This is a genomic window from Algoriphagus aestuariicola (genome assembly GCF_017254835.1).
GTDB classification, from domain to species: domain Bacteria; phylum Bacteroidota; class Bacteroidia; order Cytophagales; family Cyclobacteriaceae; genus Algoriphagus; species Algoriphagus aestuariicola.
Map to the genome: position 1 here is coordinate 210,333 of NZ_JAFKCW010000002.1, position 22,017 is coordinate 232,349.

The window sequence follows — 22,017 nt, forward strand, 5'->3', positions numbered from 1 at the left end:
TATGAGACACCTAGCCTATTTTTCCCTCCTTTCGGTAGCCGTGTTGGCTTTCGCCTGCGGCAAAGTTGAGACCGCCAAACAAGTCGTCACCAGAGGAGAGACCATTCCGGTAAAAGTCATTCCCCTTAGCCAGGGCACTTTTTCCTCCTCCATCGCAGCCAGCGGAACTTTCTCCACCAATGACGAGACGACCCTGTCCTTCAAAGTCGGGGGAATCGTCTCCCAAATCCAAGTTCAAGAAGGCGATGCCGTAAAAAAAGGACAAGTCATTGCAACCTTGGACCTGACCGAAGTTCAGGCCGGGCTCAACCAGGCGAAGCTCGCCTACGAAAAGGTTCTGCGTGACCATGAGCGTGCGGGTAGGCTGTATCGCGACAGCGTAGCGACACTGGAGCAGTTTCAAAACAGCAAGACCGCTCTGGATATTGCGGCGCAGCAGCTAAAAACGGCGGAATTTAACCTTTCCTACTCGGAGATCCGGGCAACGCAAAATGGCTTTGTGCTCCGCAAATTTGTCAATCCTGGCCAGCTCGTCGCATCTGGAACTCCCATCCTCCAAATTAACGGAGCAAGCCAAGGCAACTGGGTGCTCAAGGCCAGTGTCAATGACCGCAACTGGGCGCTGGTAGCTGTGGGAGATCGGGCGACTATTCTTCCTTCCGACTCCGACAGTTTACCCGGCAAAGTGGTCCGCAAAAGCCAAGCAGCGGATCCCGTCACGGGCGCATACTGGGCTGAGATCTCACCGGAACAAACAAAGGGACTAAGCTTGGCATCGGGAATGTTTGGCAGAGCACTGATCTATCCCTCCCAACAGACCGAGGGCTGGGAGATTCCCTATGAAGCGCTTTTGGATGCACAGGGAAGTGAAGGTCATGTATTCGTAGCCGAAGACGGACAGACCGCCAAAAAGATCCAGGTTAGGTTGGGCAAGATCTCCCCCAACACGATCCAAGTGCTTTCCGGACTGGAAAACTACAGCATGCTCATAGTCTCCGGCAGTGCCTACCTCACTGATGGTTCCACGATACAAATAATGAAGTGATGAGAATCTCAGATTTTGCCGTAAAGAACTATCAGTTTACGCTGGTTATCTTTCTGATGACCGTAGTGGTCGGCCTTACGACCTTTTTCACCATGCCGAGGAGCGAAGATCCGGTGATCGAGGCGCCGCAATTCCCCGTGATCGTGATCTACCCCGGTGCTAGTCCCGAGGACATGGAAGAATTGGTCGTGGATCCGCTCGAAGAGGTGATCTATGGTCTGGAAAACATCAAGCGGATCAAGACGGAAATCAAGGATGGCGTTGCAGTGCTTTTTGTAGAATACAACTACAACGAGGACGTCAATGAAAAATACCAAGAGCTGGTTCGGGAGGTCAACACGCTTCGTCCAGAGCTGCCGCAGGAAATTTTCTCCATCAAAATCAACAAAGTCCGCCCCTCCGATGTCAACGTTCTCCAGATCGCGCTCATCAGTGAAAATGCCTCGAGGGATAAGCTGAAAAGGTATAGTGAGCGTCTTCAGGACGAATTGGAAAAGGTCACCGAACTCAAAAAAGTGGAGGTTTTTGGTCTTCCTGAGCAGGTTGTACGGGTGGACCTCAAGCTGGACAAAATCGCCGAGATGAACATTCCGCTCCTCGCGATTATTGCCAGCATCCAGAGTGAGCTGAGCAATATCCCTGGAGGACAAGTCGAGGCAGGAAGCAAAAGCTTCAATGTGAAAACCAGCGGAAACTACAGCTCGGCTGAAGAAATTGGAGAAACCATCATCTTCTCCGCACAAAGCCGAACCATCCAGCTCAAGGACGTGGCGGAAATCCGAAATGACTTTGAAGAGACCAAACACATTACGAGATTAAACGGCTACCGCTCCCTCTTCGTCACTGCGGCACTAAAGGAAGGCAACAACATCTCCAATGTCCAGGAAAAATACCTTCTGGCGATTGACAAAGTAAAGGGAGAGCTCCCCGAAAACATCGATTTGGTTGTGGCTTTTGACCAAGCCAACTACGTCAATCAGCGCTTGAGTGGACTAGGGATTGATTTCCTGATAGCCATCGCCCTGGTCTTTATCACTCTGCTCCCACTTGGCAATCGAGCTTCCATCATCGTGATGATCTCGATTCCCCTGTCCCTTGCTATAGGTTTGGTGCTGCTGAACGCCCTAGGCTATAGCCTAAACCAACTGAGCATCGTTGGTCTGGTCGTTGCATTGGGACTTTTGGTGGATGACAGTATCGTGGTGGTGGAAAACATCGAGCGCTGGATCAGGGACGGCTTTTCCAAGAAAGAGGCCGCGCTCAAAGCCACCAAGCAGATCTCTCTTTCGGTAGTCGGATGTACGGTAACCTTGATCATCGCATTTTTGCCGCTCGTGTTTTTGCCCGAGGGCTCGGGAGATTTCATCAGAAGTCTCCCTTTGGCGGTGATCATGAGCGTTCTTGCCTCCATGCTGGTATCGTTGACCATCATTCCATTTCTCTCTACTTGGTTTCTCAGGGACAAAAGCACCGAACATTCCAACTGGTTTTATGACCTCTTCCAAAAAGGCATTCACAAGACCTATGCTCCCCTACTGGAAAGGGCACTTCACAAGCCCCTTGCCACATTGATTCTCGCGGGACTGATCTTCGCGGTGTCCTTGGTTTTGTTTCCCGTCATTGGCTTTAGCCTTTTTCCCCCTTCGGAAAAGCCCCAATTTCTGATAAACATCACGACACCGCTCCAGTCCAACCTAACCACCACCGACGAGGTTGCCAGAAAGGTGGAGGCCGAGCTCAGCCAGATTCCCGAACTGATGAATTTCGCCACCAATGTAGGAAAAGGTAATCCAAGGATATACTACAACGAAATCCCAGAAAATGAGCGGACGGACTACTCCCAGATCTTTGTCCAGCTGGATCCCCATACCTCGCCACCGCGAAAGATGCAAGTGATCGAAGACCTCAAATCCAAATTCTCGAGCTTTGCCGGAGCAAAGGTGGAAGTGAAGAACTTTGAGCAAGGGCCACCCGTGACTGCCCCGGTAGAAGTAAGGATTTCCGGAGAAAATCTCGACACACTCCGACACCTTGCCGCCAAGGTCGAGCAACTTCTGAAAGAAACCAAAGGAACCATCTACATCAACAATCCCGTTGCAAACCTGAAAACAGACATTAGGGTGGCTATCCAAAAAAATAAGGCAAGGCAGCTTGGAGTGAATATTGCCGAGGTAGACCGAACGGTGAGGCTTGCCTTGGCGGGGCTAAACCTGGGTTCCTTTACCGACCCACTGGGCGATGAGCGCTCAATACTTCTCACCTCCCCTAGACCAGAAAAGGCCACCCTCGCGAGTTTTGACGGACTGTATATCAACAACCAACAGGGCGCCGGCATACCCATTTCCCAGATCGCCGACCTCCAACTCGAAAGCAGCACCTTGACAATTGACCACTACAACAAGATCCGTTCGGTGTCTGTTTCTTCCTTTGTTGACCAAAATTTCCTTACAGACCGTGTGATCTCAGAGGTGATTCAGAAGTTGGAGCAGGTTCGGCTTCCAGACGGCTATTCCTTTAAAATGGCCGGGGAGTATGAGACGCGACAAGAGTCATTTGCCGGGTTTAACACGGTGATTATCGTCACAGTATTTCTATTCGTCGCGGTCTTAATATTGCTGTTCAAAACCTTCAAGAGCACCATCATCGTACTTTCGGTGATTCCGCTAGGCATGGTGGGAGCTTTGGTCGCCCTCTGGTTGACGGGTAATTCCCTCTCCTTTGTAGCAATCATAGGCTTGATCGCGTTAGCTGGAATAGAGGTAAAAACCTCTATCCTGCTGGTGGACTTTACCAATCAACTCAGGCTGGAGGGAAAACCCTTGGAAGCTGCTATCCGTGAAGCAGGAGAAATCCGGTTTCTGCCGATCGTGTTGACCACCATCACCGCGATAGGAGGTTTGATTCCGATTGCTTTGAGTACAAATCCATTGATTTCACCTTTGGCAATAGTTTTGATCGGAGGTTTGATCAGTTCCACTTTGCTTTCAAGAATTGTCACTCCGGTGATGTATAAGTTATTGCCACCTAAAATCTGACTCAATGAACCAACACTACTCTTTGCTGAAAAAAGCCGTGGAAGTCTTTCATTCCTACGGGATAGCTCTCACCGGCCAACGTAAAAATGCCCATCTGATCCAACAGCTTCACATGGATCCTGTCTTCATCAATGGACTCATCTTCGAGCTCGAGTTCCAGCTGCAGGTGATCATCCAAGAGGAAAAGCTGGCGCGGGCATCCACCCCAAGGGAAATAATCGAACTGCTTTTGGAAATCCCCCAAGACAACTGATCAAAAAGAGGCTGCCTGAACCAAACAGCCTCTCCTTTTTTACTCGTCTTTTTTTCCGGCAAGCGTGGTTATCGGCCGCTCCAGAATCGGAACCATCTCTGATCTCACTTCCGCAAAGAGCTTGCGGATTCTGCAAGTCTCCTCGTCCTCACATTCCGCGCAGGCTTCATAAAAACGTTCTGAAATACAAGGGATCAAAGCTATCGGTCCATCTACCACACGCATGATCTGCGCTATACTGATTTCCGCCGGATCTTTGGCTAAGGTATAGCCTCCCTCTGCTCCGCGAATACTCCTAACTAGCTGGTGGGTTTTCAGGTCTCTAAGTATATTCTCCAAAAACTTGTAGGGAATGTGCTCCCGCTCTGATATCAGCTTCGCCGAAACCGGCACAAGCTCAGGGTGATCTTGAAGGAAAAGTATTGTTTTGATAGCGTACTTGGCTCTTTTGGATAGCATAGGGACTTCTTATTGGCATCCAAAGTACAAAAAAACCAGAGAGCCGGAAAACTAAACTCTATCTAGGGAGGGAAGTTTGAAAATTTAGAATTCAATGGTCCTCTGGCACTTTCTCCCCAGCCTCTATTAAGAAATCCAGCCGATTTTCCTTTGGAGGAATCGGGCAGGTGGCATATGCGGTATAGGCACATGGCGGATTATAAGCGTAATTGAAATCAATTGTGGTATTCCCCTTACTGTCGGGAAATTTCACGTATAGGTATCTCCCACTTGGATAAGTCGCCTCCATGTTGGTTTCGTCCGAAAAAATCACAAACAACTTGCCCTCATCCTCCAGCGTAATCAATTCTTGGCTTTGTCCGTTGATCTTAAATTTGAGGATCCCCATTACCCGCCATTCGATGGCTTGCCCCAATACGTTAGTGATGGACATAAACTCGTTGAATTTGGGTTGAAAAAAAGCCTCGAGACGCCAATTCGGATCGTAGGCGAAGGTCGGTGTAGGCGCAAATTTCCCCAAAGCAGGATGTTCAAGATTTCTTAGCCTCACCGCAAATCGATCTCCGCGTTTGATTACAGACCACTTCCACTTGCTAGCCTTCAGACTTCCATTTACGCCATGGTCTATCGGAAACAAGACCGATTCACGAACAACCTTCCCCTCCCTTTCGACGGACATTTTATCTGACACAATAAAAGTAACCTTGTCATCACTTACCCTAAAAACGCCGATTTCATCCCTTTGAGGAGTTTGGAAAATCGCCAAGCTATCGGGAAACACGGCTGCCAAGTGATTGTCCCCTGGTTCCAACCAAAGCAAGCCAGCGAGATTTAGCCAACCGTCTTCAGCCAACAATTCCTCAGACCTTTCAATTTTCCATTGTTCGAATTTGGCATCTTGGGAAAATGCTGAAATGCAAAAGGCCCAGCAAACAAGGAATATAGATAGTGTTCGTTCCATTTTATACAATTTTAAGAAATCGGGCTTTACTCCCACAATATGGGAGCGATGGATTTACCATTCACTGCCCGGCATAGATACCGCCTTGAGTTTTCAAACTCGATAACCAATGGAAAATTGGTTTTTTAACAAAAATAATCACTGACGCTTGTACAGAAATAAAAAAAATTTATATTTGCATACTATTCATACCGTATTGATATGAATAGTATATTTTACATCGCTAAACCTTTGTTCCATGTCCAATCCTATCTTTCTGTTTCTGGCATTTTTTCTTTTCGGCGGACTATCCTATGGTCAAACTGCCATTCAAGGTACTATCTCCGATCCAAGAGGCGAACCTCTAGTAGGTGCCACGGTAGTGATTCAGAGCACCAACATCTACGCAATCACTGATGAAGCGGGAAACTTTATACTAACTTTCCCAGGTGAATTGCCGGTCAGACTTCAAGTTAATTTTTTGGGATTCAAAGAACACGTCTTGGAAATCAGCAGCTTTCCCCAAAGCCCCTTGTCAATCAGATTGGAGGAAGATCTGGAGCTAGCAGAAGTACTTATCACCGCAAGGAGGAGGACGGAGGAAGTCCAAAAAGTCCCTATCCCAATATCGGTGGTTGGCGGATCTAAAATTGAGGAATCTGGATCTTTCAATGTCAATCGTGTGAAAGAGTTGGTGCCGACGGTTCAACTTTATTCATCCAATCCGAGGAACACGACGCTCAACATCCGTGGGCTTGGATCTACCTTCGGACTAACGAACGATGGGATCGACCCTGGCGTAGGCTTCTATGTGGACGGAGTATATTATGCCAGGCCGGCAGCCACGACCTTGGACTTTATTGATATTGAGCAGATCGAGGTACTGAGGGGTCCCCAAGGAACACTATTTGGCAAAAACACCACAGCCGGAGCATTCAATATTACTACACGACTTCCAACATACACACCAGAGGCCAGGGCTGAACTTAGCTTCGGAAACTTTGGATATATTCAGGCTAAAGCTTCAATCTCTGGCCCACTTTCCAAAAAATTGGCGGCTCGTGTGTCCTTTTCAGGAACCCAGCGGAACGGAACAGTAGAAAACATCCGAACGGGGAATTACATAAATGATCTAAACAACCTCGGATTCAGGGGACAGGTAGTCTATAACCCGAGCAGTAATGTTGAACTCCTAGTTTCTGCAGATGCGAGCTCACAGCGCCCAGAAGGCTATGCACAGGTAGTTGCGGGTGTAGTTCAGACCCAAAGATCGGCCTATCGACAGTTTGACCAAATCATCGCGGACCTAGGCTATGAACTTCCAAGCCGTGACGCCTTTGAGCGGATCATAGATCACGACACCCCCTGGAGATCAAAAAATGACCTCGGAGGAATCTCACTTAATGCCGACATTCAGCTTGGAACCGGTACACTAACAACTACTACGGCCTGGAGATATTGGAACTGGGGACCTTCCAATGATCGGGATTTTACGGGACTATCGGTACTGTCTCTATCTCAAGCTCCTTCTAGACATGAACAATTTTCCCAAGAGATTCGCTATGCAGGAGATTTTTCCGAAAAGCTAAGCGGAGTAATGGGGGTGTACTATCTGAAACAAAAATTAAATACCGCCCCCTATCACACTGAAGAATCCGGAGATGCACAATGGCGTTTTTCGCAAAACTCTGATAGCCCGCTATGGACAACTCCCGGATTGCTGGAAGGATATGGTATTCGAACCATATCCACACTAGAATCCGTAGGAGCAGCGGTTTTCGGACAGCTCGATTGGGCGATCACCGAAAAACTCCGCTTCTTGCCTGGCATCCGATTTAACTATGACAAAAAACACGTGAATTATGATCGTCAAACCTATGGAGGACTGGCTACAGATGACCCAGCTTTACTTGCACTGAAACAATCCATCTACTCAGCCCAAAACTTTGTTGCGCAAGTGGAAAACCAAAACTTCTCAGGACAAGCAACCCTCTCCTATCAGTTCAGCAAACAGCTCAATGCTTTTGCCACATATTCTAACAGTTATAAGCCTGTGGGTGTCAATCTCGGTGGCTTACCAACAGTAGCCGGGCAACCGATATTGGAACTGGCAGAGGTAAAACCAGAATACGTCAAGCACTACGAGCTTGGTCTAAAAACCACTCCCGGCAAAGGAACAGCGCTGAATCTTGCCTTCCACCACACTAGTATTGACGACTATCAGACACTCGTCCAGACGGCGGAACTTGGAGTCAACAGAGGCTATTTGGCCAATGCCGAAGAAGTGCGCGTGCTTGGACTCGAGCTGGACGGGAACGTGCGTCTCAGCCCCACTTTCTCAGTTAATGGAGCACTTGCGTTTACAGACGCTATATACGCCTCCTTTCCCAATGCTCCCGTGCCGCTGGAGGAGACCGGAGGAGAACAGGCATTCAAAGACATATCCGGGGGTGAGCTACCTGGTGTGTCCAAATGGGCAGGCTCTTTTGGGACAGAATACTCTCATAAAAGCAGTTTTTTCGGAAAAGAAGGAAGCTTCATCGCAGCATCTGATCTGTTTTTTCGATCAAGATTTTCCTCCAGCCCCTCACCTTCGCAGTACCTAAATGTGGACGGTTACGCATTGGTCAATGCGAGGCTGGGTTTTCGCGGAAAGTCGGGACTTTCAGCTTTTCTCTGGGCCAGAAACCTCCTAAACCAAGACTACTATGAGCAGTTACTCCCCGCTTCGGGCAATGCTGGACACTATGCAGCTGTATTGGGCGATCCCCTTACCTACGGTTTCACGCTCAAATTTGACCTGTGATCCGTTTAAGGGCTATTTTTCCCCGAAAAGGCCAGAACCTTGCGTCTGGCTTTTTTCTTGCTGCGAATTGTATGCAGGGATAAGTGAGCATTTTCCGCCTAAAATCTTGATGATTTCCGCCAACGTAGACTTTCCCCTCATACAAATTTTCTTATCTTAAGACCAAAAAAAAGCCAAAGCTCATGGATTTATCCTCCGTTTTTTCTCTAGATGGAAAGGTTGCACTGATCACTGGCGCAAGCAAAGGAATAGGCTATGGAATCGCGGAGATCTTTGCAGCGGCGGGTGCGAAAGTAGTCATCAGCAGCCGTAAACAGGATGCCTTGGATGAAAAGGCCAATCAGCTCAAAAACCAGGGATATGAAGCTTGCGGCATTGCCTGCAATGTCAGCCACCCGGAAGAGCTCTCCCTATTGGTAAAGAAGACTGTAGAGAAGTATGGCACCATCGACATCCTGGTAAACAACGCAGGCGTGAGTCCGGTCTTTGGCCCGGTCCACGAAACCAGCTTGGAAGCCTTTGACAAGATCATGGCGGTGAATGTAAAAGCACCGTTTGAGCTTTGCAGACTTTGCTTTCCACACCTTCGAAAGTCTTCAGCTGCTTCGGTGATCAATATTTCCTCGATAGGCGGCATCAGTCCTGAGACTGGACTGGGCATCTATTCCGTTTCAAAAGCCGCGCTCATTTCCCTTACAAAGGTTTTTGCCAAGGAATGGGGTGAAGCCAAAATCCGGGTAAACGCAATATGCCCGGGCCTGATCGAGACCAAGTTTTCCGAGCCGCTCTGGTCCAATGAAAAGATCATGACAAAAGTACTCCAGCAGCTTGCCATCAAGCGCACCGGCACTTCCACAGAAATCGGCTTGATGGCCTTATACCTAGCATCCTCCGCCTCTTCCTATACCACCGGATCTGTCTTTATGGCTGACGGTGGTTTCTCGATTTGAGGGATTAGTCTTTGAATCTGAGCTTCAGGTATTTGATTTTCTCGCCCTTGTCGGAAAACATTTTCTCATAGCGGGTTTTGATACCGTGGTGGTCATCCTTCATCTCGCTTTGGTAGAAATCATGTGTAAAAGCCAAGATTTCGATATCTTCACGAGCCTGCACCAACTCCAAAGTATAATCAAACAGTCCCGTATTGTCGGTTTTGAAATGTACCAATCCACCAGGTTTGATCATGGGTTTGTACATGTCCAAAAACTTCGGTGAAGTCAACCTCCGCTTTTCATCTCCATCACGCGGAAACGGATCAGGGAAAGTGATCCACAGTTCGGATATTTCCCCCTCGCCAAAAAAGTCCTCCAGCTGTTGGATCTGCGTTCGCAAAAAAGCCACGTTGGCGATTCCTTCAGCAGTTGCCGTAGAGCTTCCCTTCCAGATTCGGCTCCCCTTGATATCCACGCCTATGAAGTTTTGTGAAGGGTACTCACGGCCCAATCCTACGGTAAACTCTCCGCGTCCGCAGGCCAACTCAACTACGATGGGGTTGGGATTTTGAAATTGTTTTTCGTTCCAATGTCCTTTGATCTCTTCGAAAATTGGCTTTCCAGCCTGGACTACATTCGGGTTTAATTCGTTTTGGGCAAAGCGAACCAGCTTTTTTCTGCTCATTTAAAGGTCGTCGATTTCTGCGACCACAAAAGTACTGCCTCCGACAAATATCAAGTCATCCGCAGTGGCATTTTTTCGGGCAAAGTTCAGCGCCTCATTCACGTCCGGGATGACTCTTCCATGCAGTCCAACTTCCAGCGCTTTTGCCGCTAGCTCCTCGGCGGGCAATGCTCTAGGCAGATCCGCTTGGCAAAACAAATAGGATGCATTCTTTGGCAAGAGGTTCAAAATCTTGGAAACGTCTTTGTCCTGTACCATCCCGATGACCATCCAGAGTTTTTCAAAAGAATAGGTACCCAGCTGTGCCAGTATTTCCCTGATTCCCGGTTCATTGTGTCCCGTGTCGGCAATGACCGTAGGATTTTCAGCTAACACTTGCCAGCGTCCTTTCAAGCCAGTGAGCTCGACCACCTCTGCCAATCCCCTTTCAAGGGCTTTTTCAGAAATGACCCAACCCAGTTTTTTCAGCTGATATACGGATTCCAGTATCCCAGGCAGATTGTATCGCTGGTAGTCACCTTGCAAGCCGAAATGGATATCGCGCTTTTTCCCCGCTTTGTCCACCGAAAATATTGCACGATTGGAAATTGACGCGGCTTTTTCAACATTCATAACTTGGTCGGCGAAAACAACCGGAGCGTTTTCTGCTGTTGCCTTCTTCAGAAAAACCGGACTGGTTTCCTCTTGGGTTTGGCTGATTACTACGGGTACACCCGATTTGATAATTCCGGCTTTCTCTCCAGCGATTTCGGAAAGTGTGTTTCCCAAAAATTGCATATGATCCCACCCGATGTTGGTGATGACACTCAATTCTGGAATTAGGACGTTGGTGCTGTCAAATTTCCCTCCCATACCGACTTCCACGATCGCGATGTCGACCTTTTCCTTTGCAAAAAACCAAAAGGCCATTCCAACAGTCATCTCGAAAAAGCTGGGCTGAAGCGCGTCCAGAAAATCCTTGTTTTCAGCTACAAACTCGATCACTGAGTCTTCTCCTATTTCCCGTCCATTTATTCTAATTCGCTCGGTAAAAGATTTCAAATGGGGAGAGGTGTACAGGCCTGTTTTATAGCCAGCTGATTGCAGGATGGCCGCCAATGTGTGTGAAGTGCTACCCTTGCCGTTGGTCCCGGCGACATGTACCGACTTGAATTTCCGCTCTGGGTTACCCAGGTGTGCGCACAGCGCGAGGGTATTTCCAAGATCCTTTTTGAATGCGGCAGCTCCCACCCGCTGAAACATGGGAAGGGCGTGAAAAAGGTAATTCAGCGTTTCCTGGTAATTCATCTTTAATCAACCTGAATCACAAAGGTGATTTTTCCGGTTGAAAAATCTGCCGCAGTGCCGCCAGATTTTTTGAAGTTGATTTGGTTGACCACCTGTCGATAGTAGGCAAGTACTTCGTTGGAGACGTTGTACTCCAATGGAACTGCCTGAACTACTCTTCCAGAATCGTCAACCGTGATTTTAAAGACAATCTTCCCGTTTCGGGTAGAGACGCGGTCATTGATGGTCGGTCTAGAGGCAAAATCCCAACCGGCTAGATCCAGGCTGTAGCCAGATCCCGAAGCCGTTCCCTTTCCGCTACCTTCACCCATAATCGCGCGGCCATCGACAGTACCAGTGGGTTTACCCTCGTCTCCTTTGACATTGCTGTTGCCTTGTGCTCCTCCAGATGCCGGAGTGGAACTTTTCCCGGAAGTCCCCCCTGCCCCAAAGATCGCTCTTTGGTCAATTTTTGGCTTTTCTGGAGCTTTTTGAGTAGTTTGCTCAGCTTCGGATTTGGCTGGTGTAGTAACGGTTTTTGCAGGTTCGGTCTTAGTTGGCTCCGGCTTTTTGGTTTCCACAGAAGCTTTTTCCTCTCCCCGTATTGGAGAAGGCTTGGTAGTCACCGCTTGGTTTGCCGCAGGTTTAGAAGCTGTTTTTGGTTTCGCGGTTTCGGTTTTGGGGCTAGGTGCCGGAGTCGCAGGCTGAGTGACCGCTTGGGCGACTTCACCTGGCGCGGCTTGCTCGACACTTTCCGTTGGTGTCTCCGAAGGTGCATTTGGACTGTTCCTATTTCCGGTACCGGTCTCCGTAAACCCAAGATTAAGTTCCAGACCGTAGGTAGGAAGCGGAGGAATGGGTTGCTTCCAAACCACGATAAAGTAGAAGGCAAGCAACAAAAGAATATTCAGGATAATGGTGATTATCGCCGATTTTCGCTTGCTGTCCTTTTCTATCTTATCTACATCCCAAGTTTGCATGGCTTAATAGGGTTTTGTGGCAATGGAAACATTGGCTTCCAGTCCAGCGGCGATACCGCCGATTTCCACCAGGTATTCAACTGGCACATCTTTGTCGATGTGCAACACGACCTGGCCTTTTTTTCCTTCCAACAGCGTGGAAAGTTCAGATTTGATCTGGTCTCTGCCCACCACTCTATCATTAACGGAATATTTGAGGTCTTTGGTCACTGTCACCGTTACTTCCTGCATTATTATATCCGAAGTCTCGCTTGAGGGCAAGTTGACCGGAAGGCCAGACGGTGTGATGAATGAGGAGGTAAGCATGAAGAAAATCAACAGCAAAAAGATGATGTCCGTCATGGACGACATACTGAATGCTGCTTCAATTTTGTTTTTCGAATGCAGTCCCATCTTATTTGTCCTGAAGAAGGTCAATAAATTCGATTGAGGTGTATTCCATGTTGTGCACCAGCTTAGAAACCTGGGTCACCAGATAGTTATAACCTAAATAGGCGATAATGCCCACGACCAGGCCGGCCGCTGTGGTGATCATCGCTTCATAGATGCCGGATGAGAGCAGTTTTGGAGAGACCATTCCCTCCTCCTGAGCAATAGAAATAAACGCCTGGATCATCCCGGTAACCGTTCCCAAGAAGCCTATCATCGGAGCGGCGCCGGATACGGTGGCCAAAAGGCCCAAATTCTTCTCCAGTTTGTAGATTTCGATTTTTCCAACGTTTTCGATGGAAACCTCGATATTTTTCAGCGGTGAACCGATCCGGTCTACCCCCTTCGCGATCATATTGGCTACGGGCGTGTTTTCGCCGGCGCAAAGCATCTTGGCTTTTTCGATCTGCCCGCTTTGCACGAGCACCTTCACCTGATCCATGAGATGACCCGGAGTTTTAGCCGCTTTGCTGAGTGTGATCAACTTCTGGACAAAGATGAAAATGGCCAGAACGAACAAAAGATAAAGCGGAACCATCATGTAGCCGCCCTTGACCAGGAGGTCCAGCAAACCGATATTTTGAGCACCTGCGTCCATCGCTAGGCTGTCCATGGATGATAAACTGTCTGTTGAGAGGGTTTGGAGAAGGGTCATATTAGTATTTCAAAATCCACAATTCTTCGGTGTATTGGGATTTGATCTCTTCGAGTTGCTCCGCCGCCGCCTTGAAGCTTGGGTATTTTGACAAGGCAAGACGATAATTTCTTCCACCGTCATAAGGAGAAATCAGATAAATTTCCGCGTTTCTGCCGAAGTACTGATTTGCTTCCTCAAGCGCCATCTTCTCGTTTGGCAAGCTCCCGACAATGATAAAGTATTGCGGACGCTCGGCTTTGGACTCTACTCGGATCAAATTCCCAGAAGCTGTAGTGGCAATTGTTGTACCAGTTTCAGCAGGATTGGAAATATTGGGATTTGAAATAGTTGAAGTAGTTATAGAATCTTGATTTACATCGATTTGGTTTTGGTCAGTTGGTGTAGTTTCCGTTGATATGGCATTTGACTCTTCAGAGGCGGTCTCCACTGGCTGATCGACAACCTCAAGAACGGCCTCGGAAGCACGGGGCTTTTGATTTGCGAGGATCTGCCAGATGATCACAGCCACGATCCCCAGTCCGATCAAAGCTACAGCCCAAACCCAGGACGATGATTTTTCCTTTTCTTCCTTCTTCTCAAACTTTGCGACAGTCGGCTGAGGACGAGCGCTAGGTGAAAGTGCCTCAGCTGCAGGACTTGGTTTCGCGGCTGGCACCGCCTCAATCTGCGCCGAGACTGACGTTTCCCCGTCCGGTACTGGTGACTCGGCAGGCAGTGGCTCCGAACCTTCCTCAGATGTGACTTTGAGTCTGAGCGGAATAATTTCCACGTAAGGAAGCCCAAAGTCCTTGGGGTCCGTCCATTGTTTTTTATCTGTATCTTTTGCCGACATGCGATATGGGGAAAGCTACGAAACTAACCGAAATGGAGCTAAGGGCCAACGCAAGCTGTAAACATTATTAGAATTTGAAGCTGGCCCCACCAATCAACTGTATGCCCCTGATGGGGTAGTTTAGCCAACGAGTGTTCTTACCATTGAGGATATTGTTGCCTTCGGCAAAAATCCCAATTCTGTCGGTGATGCCAAAGGAAGCCTTAAGCTGGAGATCAGCGATGGATTTCAAGTTGATCACTTCATAGGTAACCGGAGTCATTATCGCGCCTATCTCTCCCAAATCGGGATCTATCGGTTTGCCCCTGCCCTTCACACCTCCCATGAAGTTTAGGTTGGCTTGGATCAACAATCGCTCGACCGGCGCGATCTGGTTGTTTACTCGAAACTCCCAAACCGGCCTGTGCCAGGCTTCTTGCTGCGTGTTCAGATCGTATCGATACAAATCCAATTGGCCTCCAAGAGTGTATACTTCACTGATTTTGACCCCCAATTCCGCATTGATATTGGCCACGGTGGACTTGTCGTCATAGACGAGCTCAAATCGCGAGGAGTCGGCAAGAGAATTGGCAAAGAAGTGGAGCTGATTGAATCGGCTCACCTGAACTGCCGCCCGGTAATGAAAGGCTTCCTGAAACTGACCCTCAATTCCGCCAGCTATCTTATAGTTGTTTACCGTATTAAGAAGCTGCTCACTTGGGCCCAGATAGGGATTTTCGTTGACAAAACTGAAATAAGTGTTTCTCTGAACATCACCGGAGAATTCCGCGAAGAAGCCAAACTCATCTGCGAATTGATAGCTGGCCTGAAGGACCGGGAAAATGTGAAAGTCACTGTCTTTTTCAGCAATAGAGTCGTTTTCTGACACCAGGTTCAAACCTGCCGAGAATCGAAAAGCCTCATAGTCATAGGAAATACGGGGACGAAGCGAGAAATAGTTGCGCTTTTCCTGATAGTTCACGTCATTGGGATTGGTATGGAAGTAGGCTAGCTCTACCTTTCCAGACCAGTCAGACTCGGTTCTAAATTTCCCTCCTGCTTGGATTCCGACTTCGTTTTCCTTGGCGGCATAGCTGTCTTTGAAATTCCGGAAACTCAACTGACCCTCATAGGAAAATGGCCCCGTCTTCTCGATATCTCGAATCCCAGCTTTTACCTGAACATGGTTTTGGACATTGTTGGCAGTCTCAAACGGAGTGTCTGGATTCTCAAAAAGAGCGGGATCCACACCGTAAAAAGAATACTTGTTTTGTCCCCATTCCAATCCCCCAAATACCTCAGCCAACTGACCGAAATAACTCGCGTCAGCACCGAAGACCGTGTGTGACTCGGCACTCTGTTCGGCCGCCACAGGCCCTTTGCCAAAGCTCTGGTGCTTGAATTTCAAAGCATAATTAAGCGGATCCGCTTGGGTTGACATGTATCTCCCTTCCAAAAGCGGCGACGCAAAATTGCCATAACCGGCGCGGATGTACCCCGGATAGAGCTGCACCTTATCCAACTTGTAGTTTTTTTCCAAGGCTGTCGGTTGAAGTTTCAGGGCTGGCAGATTCAGGAAAAAAGGCGTGACAGTATAGTTGAATTCCGCCAAACCTTTAGGCTGGGGCAATGCAGGCATGCGCTCAAATGATCTGGGCTGGGTGGGCACCGTCAATACCCGGTCTTTTCGAATCACAAATTCCTGATCCTGTACTTCTCCCCTTTTCTGCTGTTGATCTTGAGCGGATGCGGCAGTAATGCCACAAGCGAAACCTCCTACGATCAAGGCGTATAGCGATAGTCTTTTCATGGTTTAGTCAGGGTTTTGAGTTTTGCTTCAGCCTCTGCCTTGATATCGGCGTTGGTAGATCGCTCGACGATGGATTCTAAAGTAGCCTTGGCTTGAAAGTCCTCCCCGGTCTTCAGATAGTTGTCAGCCAGAAGGATAAACATCTTGCCATACCAGTATCCAAAGTCCGCAAAAGGTCCGGATGAATCGAAAATCGCCTCATTGGACTTGGTGATATCGCCTTTCTCCTGAAGCGAAAGCGCGAGCAAATACAGGCCTTCTGCCCCCTGAATGGTCTTATGCTGGTCTACCAACTTCCGCAAGGTGAGTTCTGCTTGCTGCTTTTGGTTGAGCGCAGTCTGTGCTTTTGCTTTGGTCAGCAAAGCGGTCGGAGTAGACTCGGGGATCACACCATCCAAAGTCGTCAGCTTGTCGGCATAGGTGATACTCGGCTGATAGTTTCCGGCTTCAAAATTTGCCACCATCAGTCCCTGAAATGCCTCGGCTTCCTCGACTTTGCTGCGCGCGTTTTGTGCAGCGGTCTCCAAGTGTGGGATTGCAGCTGCGTAATTGCCCCTTTCCAGCTCGATCGCGCCAATCTTTTGCATGGCTCGCACACGCTGTGGAGAGGACGGTTCTTTTTCCAATTGCCTGAAATAATCCAAACCTCTCTCTTGGTCTCCCGCTTGGAGAAAAGCGTCCCCAGCAAAGTAGAGCGCCTCGCTACGCTGTGCCGATTGAGGATAACTCTTCAGGTAATTTTCCAATGCCCGCGCAGCCTGAGGGTAGTTTTTGTCAAAATACAGACTTTTTGCAGCCTCATATTCCAGTGATTGGACGTTGCCGGAGCCTGGATTTGAGGATTTGTACTTGGCCACATAGTTGCCAAACTCGCCTGACCTTCCCTGTAAAGCCAAGGTTTCCTGCAGGCCTTTTAGCGCTGTTTCGGCATTCTCAGAATTTGGATGATTATCCAGAATATCACGATAGTCCGCAATAGTCTGGTCGTAGTTTTGAAGGGAGAAATTTGCCACCGCCCTTCCTTCCAAGGCAAAAGGAATGAAAGGCGAGTTAGGACGATTGATGATCAAATCCGTGAAGGCCTGGGATGCTTCGCTGTATCGCGATTCTTCCAGGTAGATTTGGCCTTTTTGGAACATCGCATCTTCGACGTAGAGGCTGGTACGAAAGCCTGAAATCAGCCGGTCTAAATTGGCGAGAGCTTCATTGTTTCGGGATTGGAAATTCTGAACCACGGCCAACCGATAGTAGGCATAGTCAATCTGGGAGTTGGACTCGGAGATCGCACGCTGGAAAGAAGCCGCTGCTTCCCCAAACTTCTTTTGTACATACTGACAGTCGCCCAAACGAAGCAAGGCATCGTCGTAATTCTGCTTATCATCACTTCCACGCAGCTTTTCAGTATAGAGCCTAAACTGTTCTTCGGCTTTGGGATAGTTTTGGGTATTGAAATAGGCATACCCCAAGCCATAGTGGCTCTTGATCACATAGGGGTTGTTTGTCGCGGGATTTAAGCCCCTGACAGCTTCGTAGGCCCGGATTGCCTGTGAAAGATTCCCCTCCGCTGCCAGAACCTCCCCTTTCCAAAAATGGGTCTCCAGAAGCAAATCCCTGTCCACAGGATATGCCTGGGATTTGTCCAACAAGGAAAGGGCTTGTTTGTATTTTTGATCCCTGTAGTATACCATGGCCTGATAGTAAGCTACTTTTTGATAGGCCGATTGGATGCGAGGGGATTTGTTTTTGATTTTGTCCATCTGCTCGATTGCGCGCAAGTAGTCGTTGGAATTGATCAGCGCCTCGGACAGTAGAGTTTCTGCTTCTGAGCGGTTTTTCCCCGAGGGATAGGTTTCCAGATAGTCATCCAGCGCGGCTATAGCGGTCGAGAATGTCCCTTTTTGCAGGCTTGCTTTTGCATAGTTGAAAAGCGACTCTTCCTGAATCTGCTTGTTGAAGGACGATTTGGACGCGGCTTGGAAGCTCGTCGTAGCAAATTGGTAGTTGTCCAGTTTCAGGTAGGCGTGTCCTAGGTAGTAGCTTGACGACTGACCGATCTCGTCGGTAGCCGATGCAGAGACTTTGAGGTAGTCCGTGGCCCGTTGGTAGTTTCCTATTTCAAAAAAAGCGATTCCGGCCTTGTACACTTCCTCTCTGGAGAGAGTTCCTTTTTTCGCATTGATAAAGGCATCGTAATTTTTCGCCGCATTGGCAAAGTCCTGTTTTGCGTAGTAGGCTTCAGCCAAATACAGGTTGATCGTTTCCTTGCGATCAAGATTTTGACCCGAAGCCAAAAGCGGCTCAGCATAGCTGATCACGTGATCGTAGTCTCCTTCTTGGTAGTAAAGCGAGGTCAGCAAATAGGGCACTTTAGTCGCATAGAATGACGATTTGCCCGCTGCTTGGAGATCCGCGATCGCCTTATCATTGTTGCCGCCTTCCATTGCGATGAATCCGCTGTAGTAATACGCGTCCGCGCTGATGGGTTGGTTTAGAGCTTTGGCTTCATCGAAAAAAGGAGCTGCTGCCGCGTAGTTTTTCAATTGAAAGTGGGAATAGCCTTGCTTGAACAAAACCTCCGCCCGATTTGCCTCACCGAGGCTATTGCTCTTGACTAGTGCATAGCCCTCCAAGGCTTCCTTGTAATTTTTCTTATAAAAAAAATGATCTCCCATGTAGAGACCTGCGGTAGCAACCGATGGGTGGTTGCCGTGGTCGAAAATGTAGGCTTTCATCAAACCGGGGCCATCCGGGCTCTCGACCTGGAGAGCAGACATCGCACGATGAAGCTCTGCGGATTTTTCCTGCTCACCGCTTAGGTTTTGCGCGAGCAGCCGACTGTTGTCGTAGAGCACCGCCGAAAAGAGCTGTTTGTCAAAAAGCTCCAATTGATAATCCAGAGCCTGCTGTGGACTGGTCTGATAGAGCGTGGACTGCGCTACCGCATCCACACCTATCCCCAGGCTAGCAAGCAGCACCAGGTAGTATTTCATCTGTTTATAATTGGTTTAGTAAGGCTAGATAGCCAGTTCCGAACTCGATTCGAAAGAATCCCGCATGGGGTACGATCAATCTTCCGTGTCTTTCATGCCACAGGCTCGATTTCATAGTTTGGCTTTTGGGTAATCAGTGCAAAATCTTGTACACCAGCTCGCGGAGGATTTCACCCTGTTCCATACTTCCGGAGTCCACTCCTTTGAAACGAAGGTCTGCCTCTTTGATGTGTGCGAACACCTCAATTACCTTGCCCAATTTGTAGTTTCGGGCTGCCACAGAATACTCTTTTATCGCATAGGGGTTTACGCCAATGGTCCCCGCGAGCTGGTTGTCGGGCATCGCTCCCGCCCGGTGGATGAGGGCAATCTTGCTGAAATAATTATACAGCAATGAAAAAATCGGGATAATCGGGTGAGCCTTTGGATTTTGTATAAAATACTGGATGATCTGGTTTGCCTTCACTACATCCCTGAAGCCTATGGCTTTGCTCAGCTCAAAGTTGTTGTACTCCTTGTTGATTCCAATATATTTGGAGATATGCTCGGCTGTGAACTTGGTCGGCTCCGGAAAATTGATCAGCATCTTTCCAACCTCATTGGTGATTACTTCGAGGTTGTTTCCGATCGAGTCGGAAAGAAGCTGAGCTGCCTTTGGCTCGATTTGGTGCCCCAGTCCCCTGAAATAACCCTCAACCCACTCGGTAAGCTTCCAGTCTTTGACTTTCTCGGAATTGACAAAGACGGTCTTCTTGTCGAGTTCTTTTTTCATCGCGCCTCTGCCGTCCAGTTTCTTGTGCTTGTGGGCGAACACGAGAATGGTGCTGGGCAAAGGGTTACTAATGTAGGCAAGGAGGAGTTTCTGCGCATCCTCCTTTCCCATATCGGGTATGCTCTGCGCCTCTTTTACAATGACCACCTGACGCTCCGCCATCATGGGAAACTTACGCGCATTGCTCAGGATCAAGTTGATCGGAGAGTCTTTGCCGTACATCACAAGTTGATTGAATCCTTTCTCATGCTCCGGTATCGCATTTTTCTCGATGTAGTCCGTGATCAGGTCAATGTAGTACGGTTCTTCCCCTTCCAGAAAGTAGATAGGGGCAAACTTTTTCGCTTTCAGATCTTTGAGTACAGCGTCGGGAGAATGGGCCATGGATGGGAAAAACTAGAGGGTTTAAAGATAACAGGCAGACCGAAATGGGCGCAAAATCCAGGAAAATATTCTTTGGCAAACTATTCCCGCCTTAACTTTGTATGATCAATAAGGTATCGGAAGTAGTCTAGTGCCAGCAATTATGGCAAAGAGAAGGAGTCTCCATCGCAAAGAAACTTGCCGATTCAACCGAAAAGAAAAATAGGAAAGATGAACTTCGAAAAAGGGATTGCGCTGTATCAGGAAGGGAAATTTGAGGAAGCATTGGAAATTTTCGACACATTGGTCGCAACCAATCCGGACCAAGCTAATGTACATCTCTATAGGGCGAGGATCCTGACCCGTATGGGAAAAGGCGAAAATGCACTGGAGGAATTTGACCTTCTACTCAAACTGGATCCCTATAATACGGACTACATCAGCGATCGTGGAGTCGTGCTGCACTTGCTTGGAAGGAATGAGGAAGCGCTCGGTGAACTCGACCGAGCCGCCAACCTTGATCCGAAAAATCCCTATCGATATAGTAGCAGAGCATTTTTCAAAGACCGGGTCGGTGATCTTCATGGCGCAATCGAAGATTATGAGAAGGCGATAGCGTTGGATCCAGAGGACGCCGTGGCTTATAACAATAAAGGGCTGGTTGAAGAGAAACTTGGCTTCAAGGAGCGTTCAAAAAAAAGCTTTGAAAAGTCTGACGACCTGATCGGATATAAACCCCAAGCAGGAGAAAACGAGCTCCCGCCCATTGGAAAAGCAAAGTCCACTGAAGCGGCCCAACCTGCACCTCAGCCAGAGCAAGAGTCCGGAAAAATGAGTACAGGCCATTTCTGGAATACGGTGAGAGCTTTGCTAGTAGATCGCAAAACAAGACAGGAATTCGGGAAGTTTTTGCTGGATCTTTTCTCTGGAAAAAGACCTAAAAACTCTTGATCACCCAAAGCGGCTTGTTGAGAAAATAGGACATCTTCTTGGACAGGTTTTTGGAGAAGATCTGGTCAAAGAAAGACTTCTTCTTGCTAAGAGTCACCAAAATATCCCCCTTGGCGACCTGCAGGTAGTTTTCCAAGCCCAACGCCAATTCGTCCCGGTAAGATTTCAGCACGTAGTTGATTTTTTCGTAGCGGACAAAGGGTTTGATTTCGTCTACCATCGCGATGTGTAGGGACTTGTCTATTGCCTTTTGGCTGAATGAGACGTGGACGATGTCGATCTCAGAGTCGAACAAACCGGCGATTTCAACCACTTTTTGGATTGCAAGTTTGTCTTCCTCCATGTAGTCGGATGCATAGACGAACTTTCGGGGAGGCTTGAAAAACACTTTTCTCGGCACGATGAGGATATCTCGGTCAGCCTGCTCTACCATTCGGCTGGCTCGGCTTCCGATAATTTGGGAGCGAAGCTCATTGATCCCCTCGGTGCCGGCCACGATCAGATCCGCCTTCATTTTCTTGGCGTAATCGAGGGTGGCGCTCACGATTTTGCCCTCTTGAAAATCAACTTCACAACCCGCCAAACCATTTGGAATACCTTCGTAGACCACCGCCTTTTGGAGGTTGACCAATTTCTCCTTTACGAAGTCCTTTTGGTTTTTCCCCTCTTGATCCAAGGGGGACAGCTTCAGATAGTCCTCCAAATTGAGTACATGAAACAAAACCAACTGTGCATTTAACCTCTCTCCCAATTTTGTTGCAAACTCTATCGCGTTAAGGGAACATTCAGAAAAATCAGTGGGACAAAGTATCTTAAAAGTGTTTTCCATCAT

The 22,017-nt window shown here is 48.3% G+C and carries 18 protein-coding genes; 6 read left to right on the forward strand and 12 right to left on the reverse strand.

The features are described from left to right. The first annotated feature begins 1 nt into the window (after position 1). Genes J0A67_RS08190 through J0A67_RS08200 form a run of 3 tightly spaced genes read left to right on the forward strand, consistent with a single transcriptional unit; the run spans position 2 to position 4,333 of the window. Positions 2 to 1,045: an efflux RND transporter periplasmic adaptor subunit gene (locus J0A67_RS08190; RefSeq protein WP_206568825.1), complete on the forward strand. Its 1,044-nt coding sequence runs from the start codon at positions 2 to 4 to the stop codon at positions 1,043 to 1,045. Next, the gene (locus tag J0A67_RS08195; RefSeq protein WP_206568826.1) at positions 1,045 to 4,080 is read left to right on the forward strand and encodes an efflux RND transporter permease subunit; all 3,036 of its coding nucleotides are present in this window, start codon (positions 1,045 to 1,047) and stop codon (positions 4,078 to 4,080) included. Before J0A67_RS08190 ends, J0A67_RS08195 begins: the two co-directional genes overlap by 1 nt. Positions 4,081 to 4,084: 4 nt before the next feature. Next, complete coding sequence (locus J0A67_RS08200) at positions 4,085 to 4,333, forward strand: acyl carrier protein (protein WP_206568827.1); 249 nt, start codon at positions 4,085 to 4,087, stop codon at positions 4,331 to 4,333. A 39-nt stretch (positions 4,334 to 4,372) separates the two neighbouring features. Here the strand turns inward: J0A67_RS08200 and J0A67_RS08205 are convergent, their stop codons facing one another. Beyond that, positions 4,373 to 4,792, reverse strand: a complete 420-nt coding sequence (locus J0A67_RS08205) for an RrF2 family transcriptional regulator (RefSeq protein WP_206568828.1) — start codon at positions 4,790 to 4,792, stop codon at positions 4,373 to 4,375. Positions 4,793 to 4,883: 91 nt separating this feature from the next. Then, a complete protein-coding gene (locus J0A67_RS08210; protein ID WP_206568829.1) occupies positions 4,884 to 5,753 on the reverse strand; it encodes a DUF1684 domain-containing protein in 870 nt (289 codons plus the stop codon). A gap of 238 nt (positions 5,754 to 5,991) precedes the next feature. Here J0A67_RS08210 and J0A67_RS08215 point away from each other — a divergent pair, with 238 nt between their 5' ends. Continuing rightward, on the forward strand, positions 5,992 to 8,538 hold the full coding sequence (locus tag J0A67_RS08215) for a TonB-dependent receptor (protein ID WP_206568830.1): 2,547 nt from the start codon (positions 5,992 to 5,994) through the stop codon (positions 8,536 to 8,538). Between the two features lie 182 nt (positions 8,539 to 8,720). Further along, positions 8,721 to 9,488: an SDR family NAD(P)-dependent oxidoreductase gene (locus tag J0A67_RS08220; RefSeq protein ID WP_206568831.1), complete on the forward strand. Its 768-nt coding sequence runs from the start codon at positions 8,721 to 8,723 to the stop codon at positions 9,486 to 9,488. A gap of 4 nt (positions 9,489 to 9,492) precedes the next feature. Here J0A67_RS08220 and trmB read toward each other — a convergent pair whose 3' ends face one another. The 9 genes from trmB to holA form a co-directional block, all read right to left on the reverse strand. After that, on the reverse strand, positions 9,493 to 10,155 hold the full coding sequence (gene trmB, locus J0A67_RS08225; RefSeq protein ID WP_206568832.1) for a tRNA (guanosine(46)-N7)-methyltransferase TrmB: 663 nt from the start codon (positions 10,153 to 10,155) through the stop codon (positions 9,493 to 9,495). Then, positions 10,156 to 11,442 carry a bifunctional folylpolyglutamate synthase/dihydrofolate synthase gene (locus tag J0A67_RS08230; protein WP_206568833.1) on the reverse strand — a complete coding sequence of 429 codons (1,287 nt, stop codon included), beginning with the start codon at positions 11,440 to 11,442 and terminating at the stop codon, positions 10,156 to 10,158. It lies immediately after the preceding gene. Between the two features lie 2 nt (positions 11,443 to 11,444). Next, positions 11,445 to 12,401, reverse strand: a complete 957-nt coding sequence (locus J0A67_RS08235; protein WP_206568834.1) for an energy transducer TonB — start codon at positions 12,399 to 12,401, stop codon at positions 11,445 to 11,447. 3 nt (positions 12,402 to 12,404) lie between these two features. Continuing rightward, positions 12,405 to 12,794, reverse strand: a complete 390-nt coding sequence (locus J0A67_RS08240; protein ID WP_206568835.1) for an ExbD/TolR family protein — start codon at positions 12,792 to 12,794, stop codon at positions 12,405 to 12,407. Between the two features lies 1 nt (position 12,795). Then, a complete protein-coding gene (locus J0A67_RS08245; RefSeq protein ID WP_206568836.1) occupies positions 12,796 to 13,485 on the reverse strand; it encodes a MotA/TolQ/ExbB proton channel family protein in 690 nt (229 codons plus the stop codon). Between the two features lies 1 nt (position 13,486). Continuing rightward, positions 13,487 to 14,320 (reverse strand): SPOR domain-containing protein, encoded by an 834-nt coding sequence (locus J0A67_RS08250; protein WP_206568837.1) that lies wholly within the window; start codon positions 14,318 to 14,320, stop codon positions 13,487 to 13,489. A 67-nt stretch (positions 14,321 to 14,387) separates the two neighbouring features. Next, positions 14,388 to 16,109 (reverse strand): TonB-dependent receptor, encoded by a 1,722-nt coding sequence (locus tag J0A67_RS08255; RefSeq protein ID WP_206568838.1) that lies wholly within the window; start codon positions 16,107 to 16,109, stop codon positions 14,388 to 14,390. After that, a complete protein-coding gene (locus J0A67_RS08260; RefSeq protein WP_206568839.1) occupies positions 16,106 to 19,099 on the reverse strand; it encodes a tetratricopeptide repeat protein in 2,994 nt (997 codons plus the stop codon). The genes J0A67_RS08255 and J0A67_RS08260 overlap by 4 nt, the downstream gene beginning before the upstream one ends. Before the next feature lie 133 nt (positions 19,100 to 19,232). After that, entirely contained in the window at positions 19,233 to 20,255 is a 1,023-nt protein-coding gene (gene holA / locus J0A67_RS08265) for a DNA polymerase III subunit delta (protein ID WP_206568840.1), read from the reverse strand. A gap of 210 nt (positions 20,256 to 20,465) precedes the next feature. Between holA and J0A67_RS08270 the strand changes: the two genes are divergently transcribed. Beyond that, complete coding sequence (locus J0A67_RS08270) at positions 20,466 to 21,185, forward strand: tetratricopeptide repeat protein (protein ID WP_206568841.1); 720 nt, start codon at positions 20,466 to 20,468, stop codon at positions 21,183 to 21,185. On the opposite strand, the gene J0A67_RS08275 is transcribed toward J0A67_RS08270, so the two are convergent. Further along, entirely contained in the window at positions 21,172 to 22,014 is an 843-nt protein-coding gene (locus J0A67_RS08275) for a universal stress protein (RefSeq protein ID WP_206568842.1), read from the reverse strand. The two genes, J0A67_RS08270 and J0A67_RS08275, sit on opposite strands and share 14 nt — an antisense overlap. Between the last annotated feature and the right edge of the window lie 3 nt (positions 22,015 to 22,017).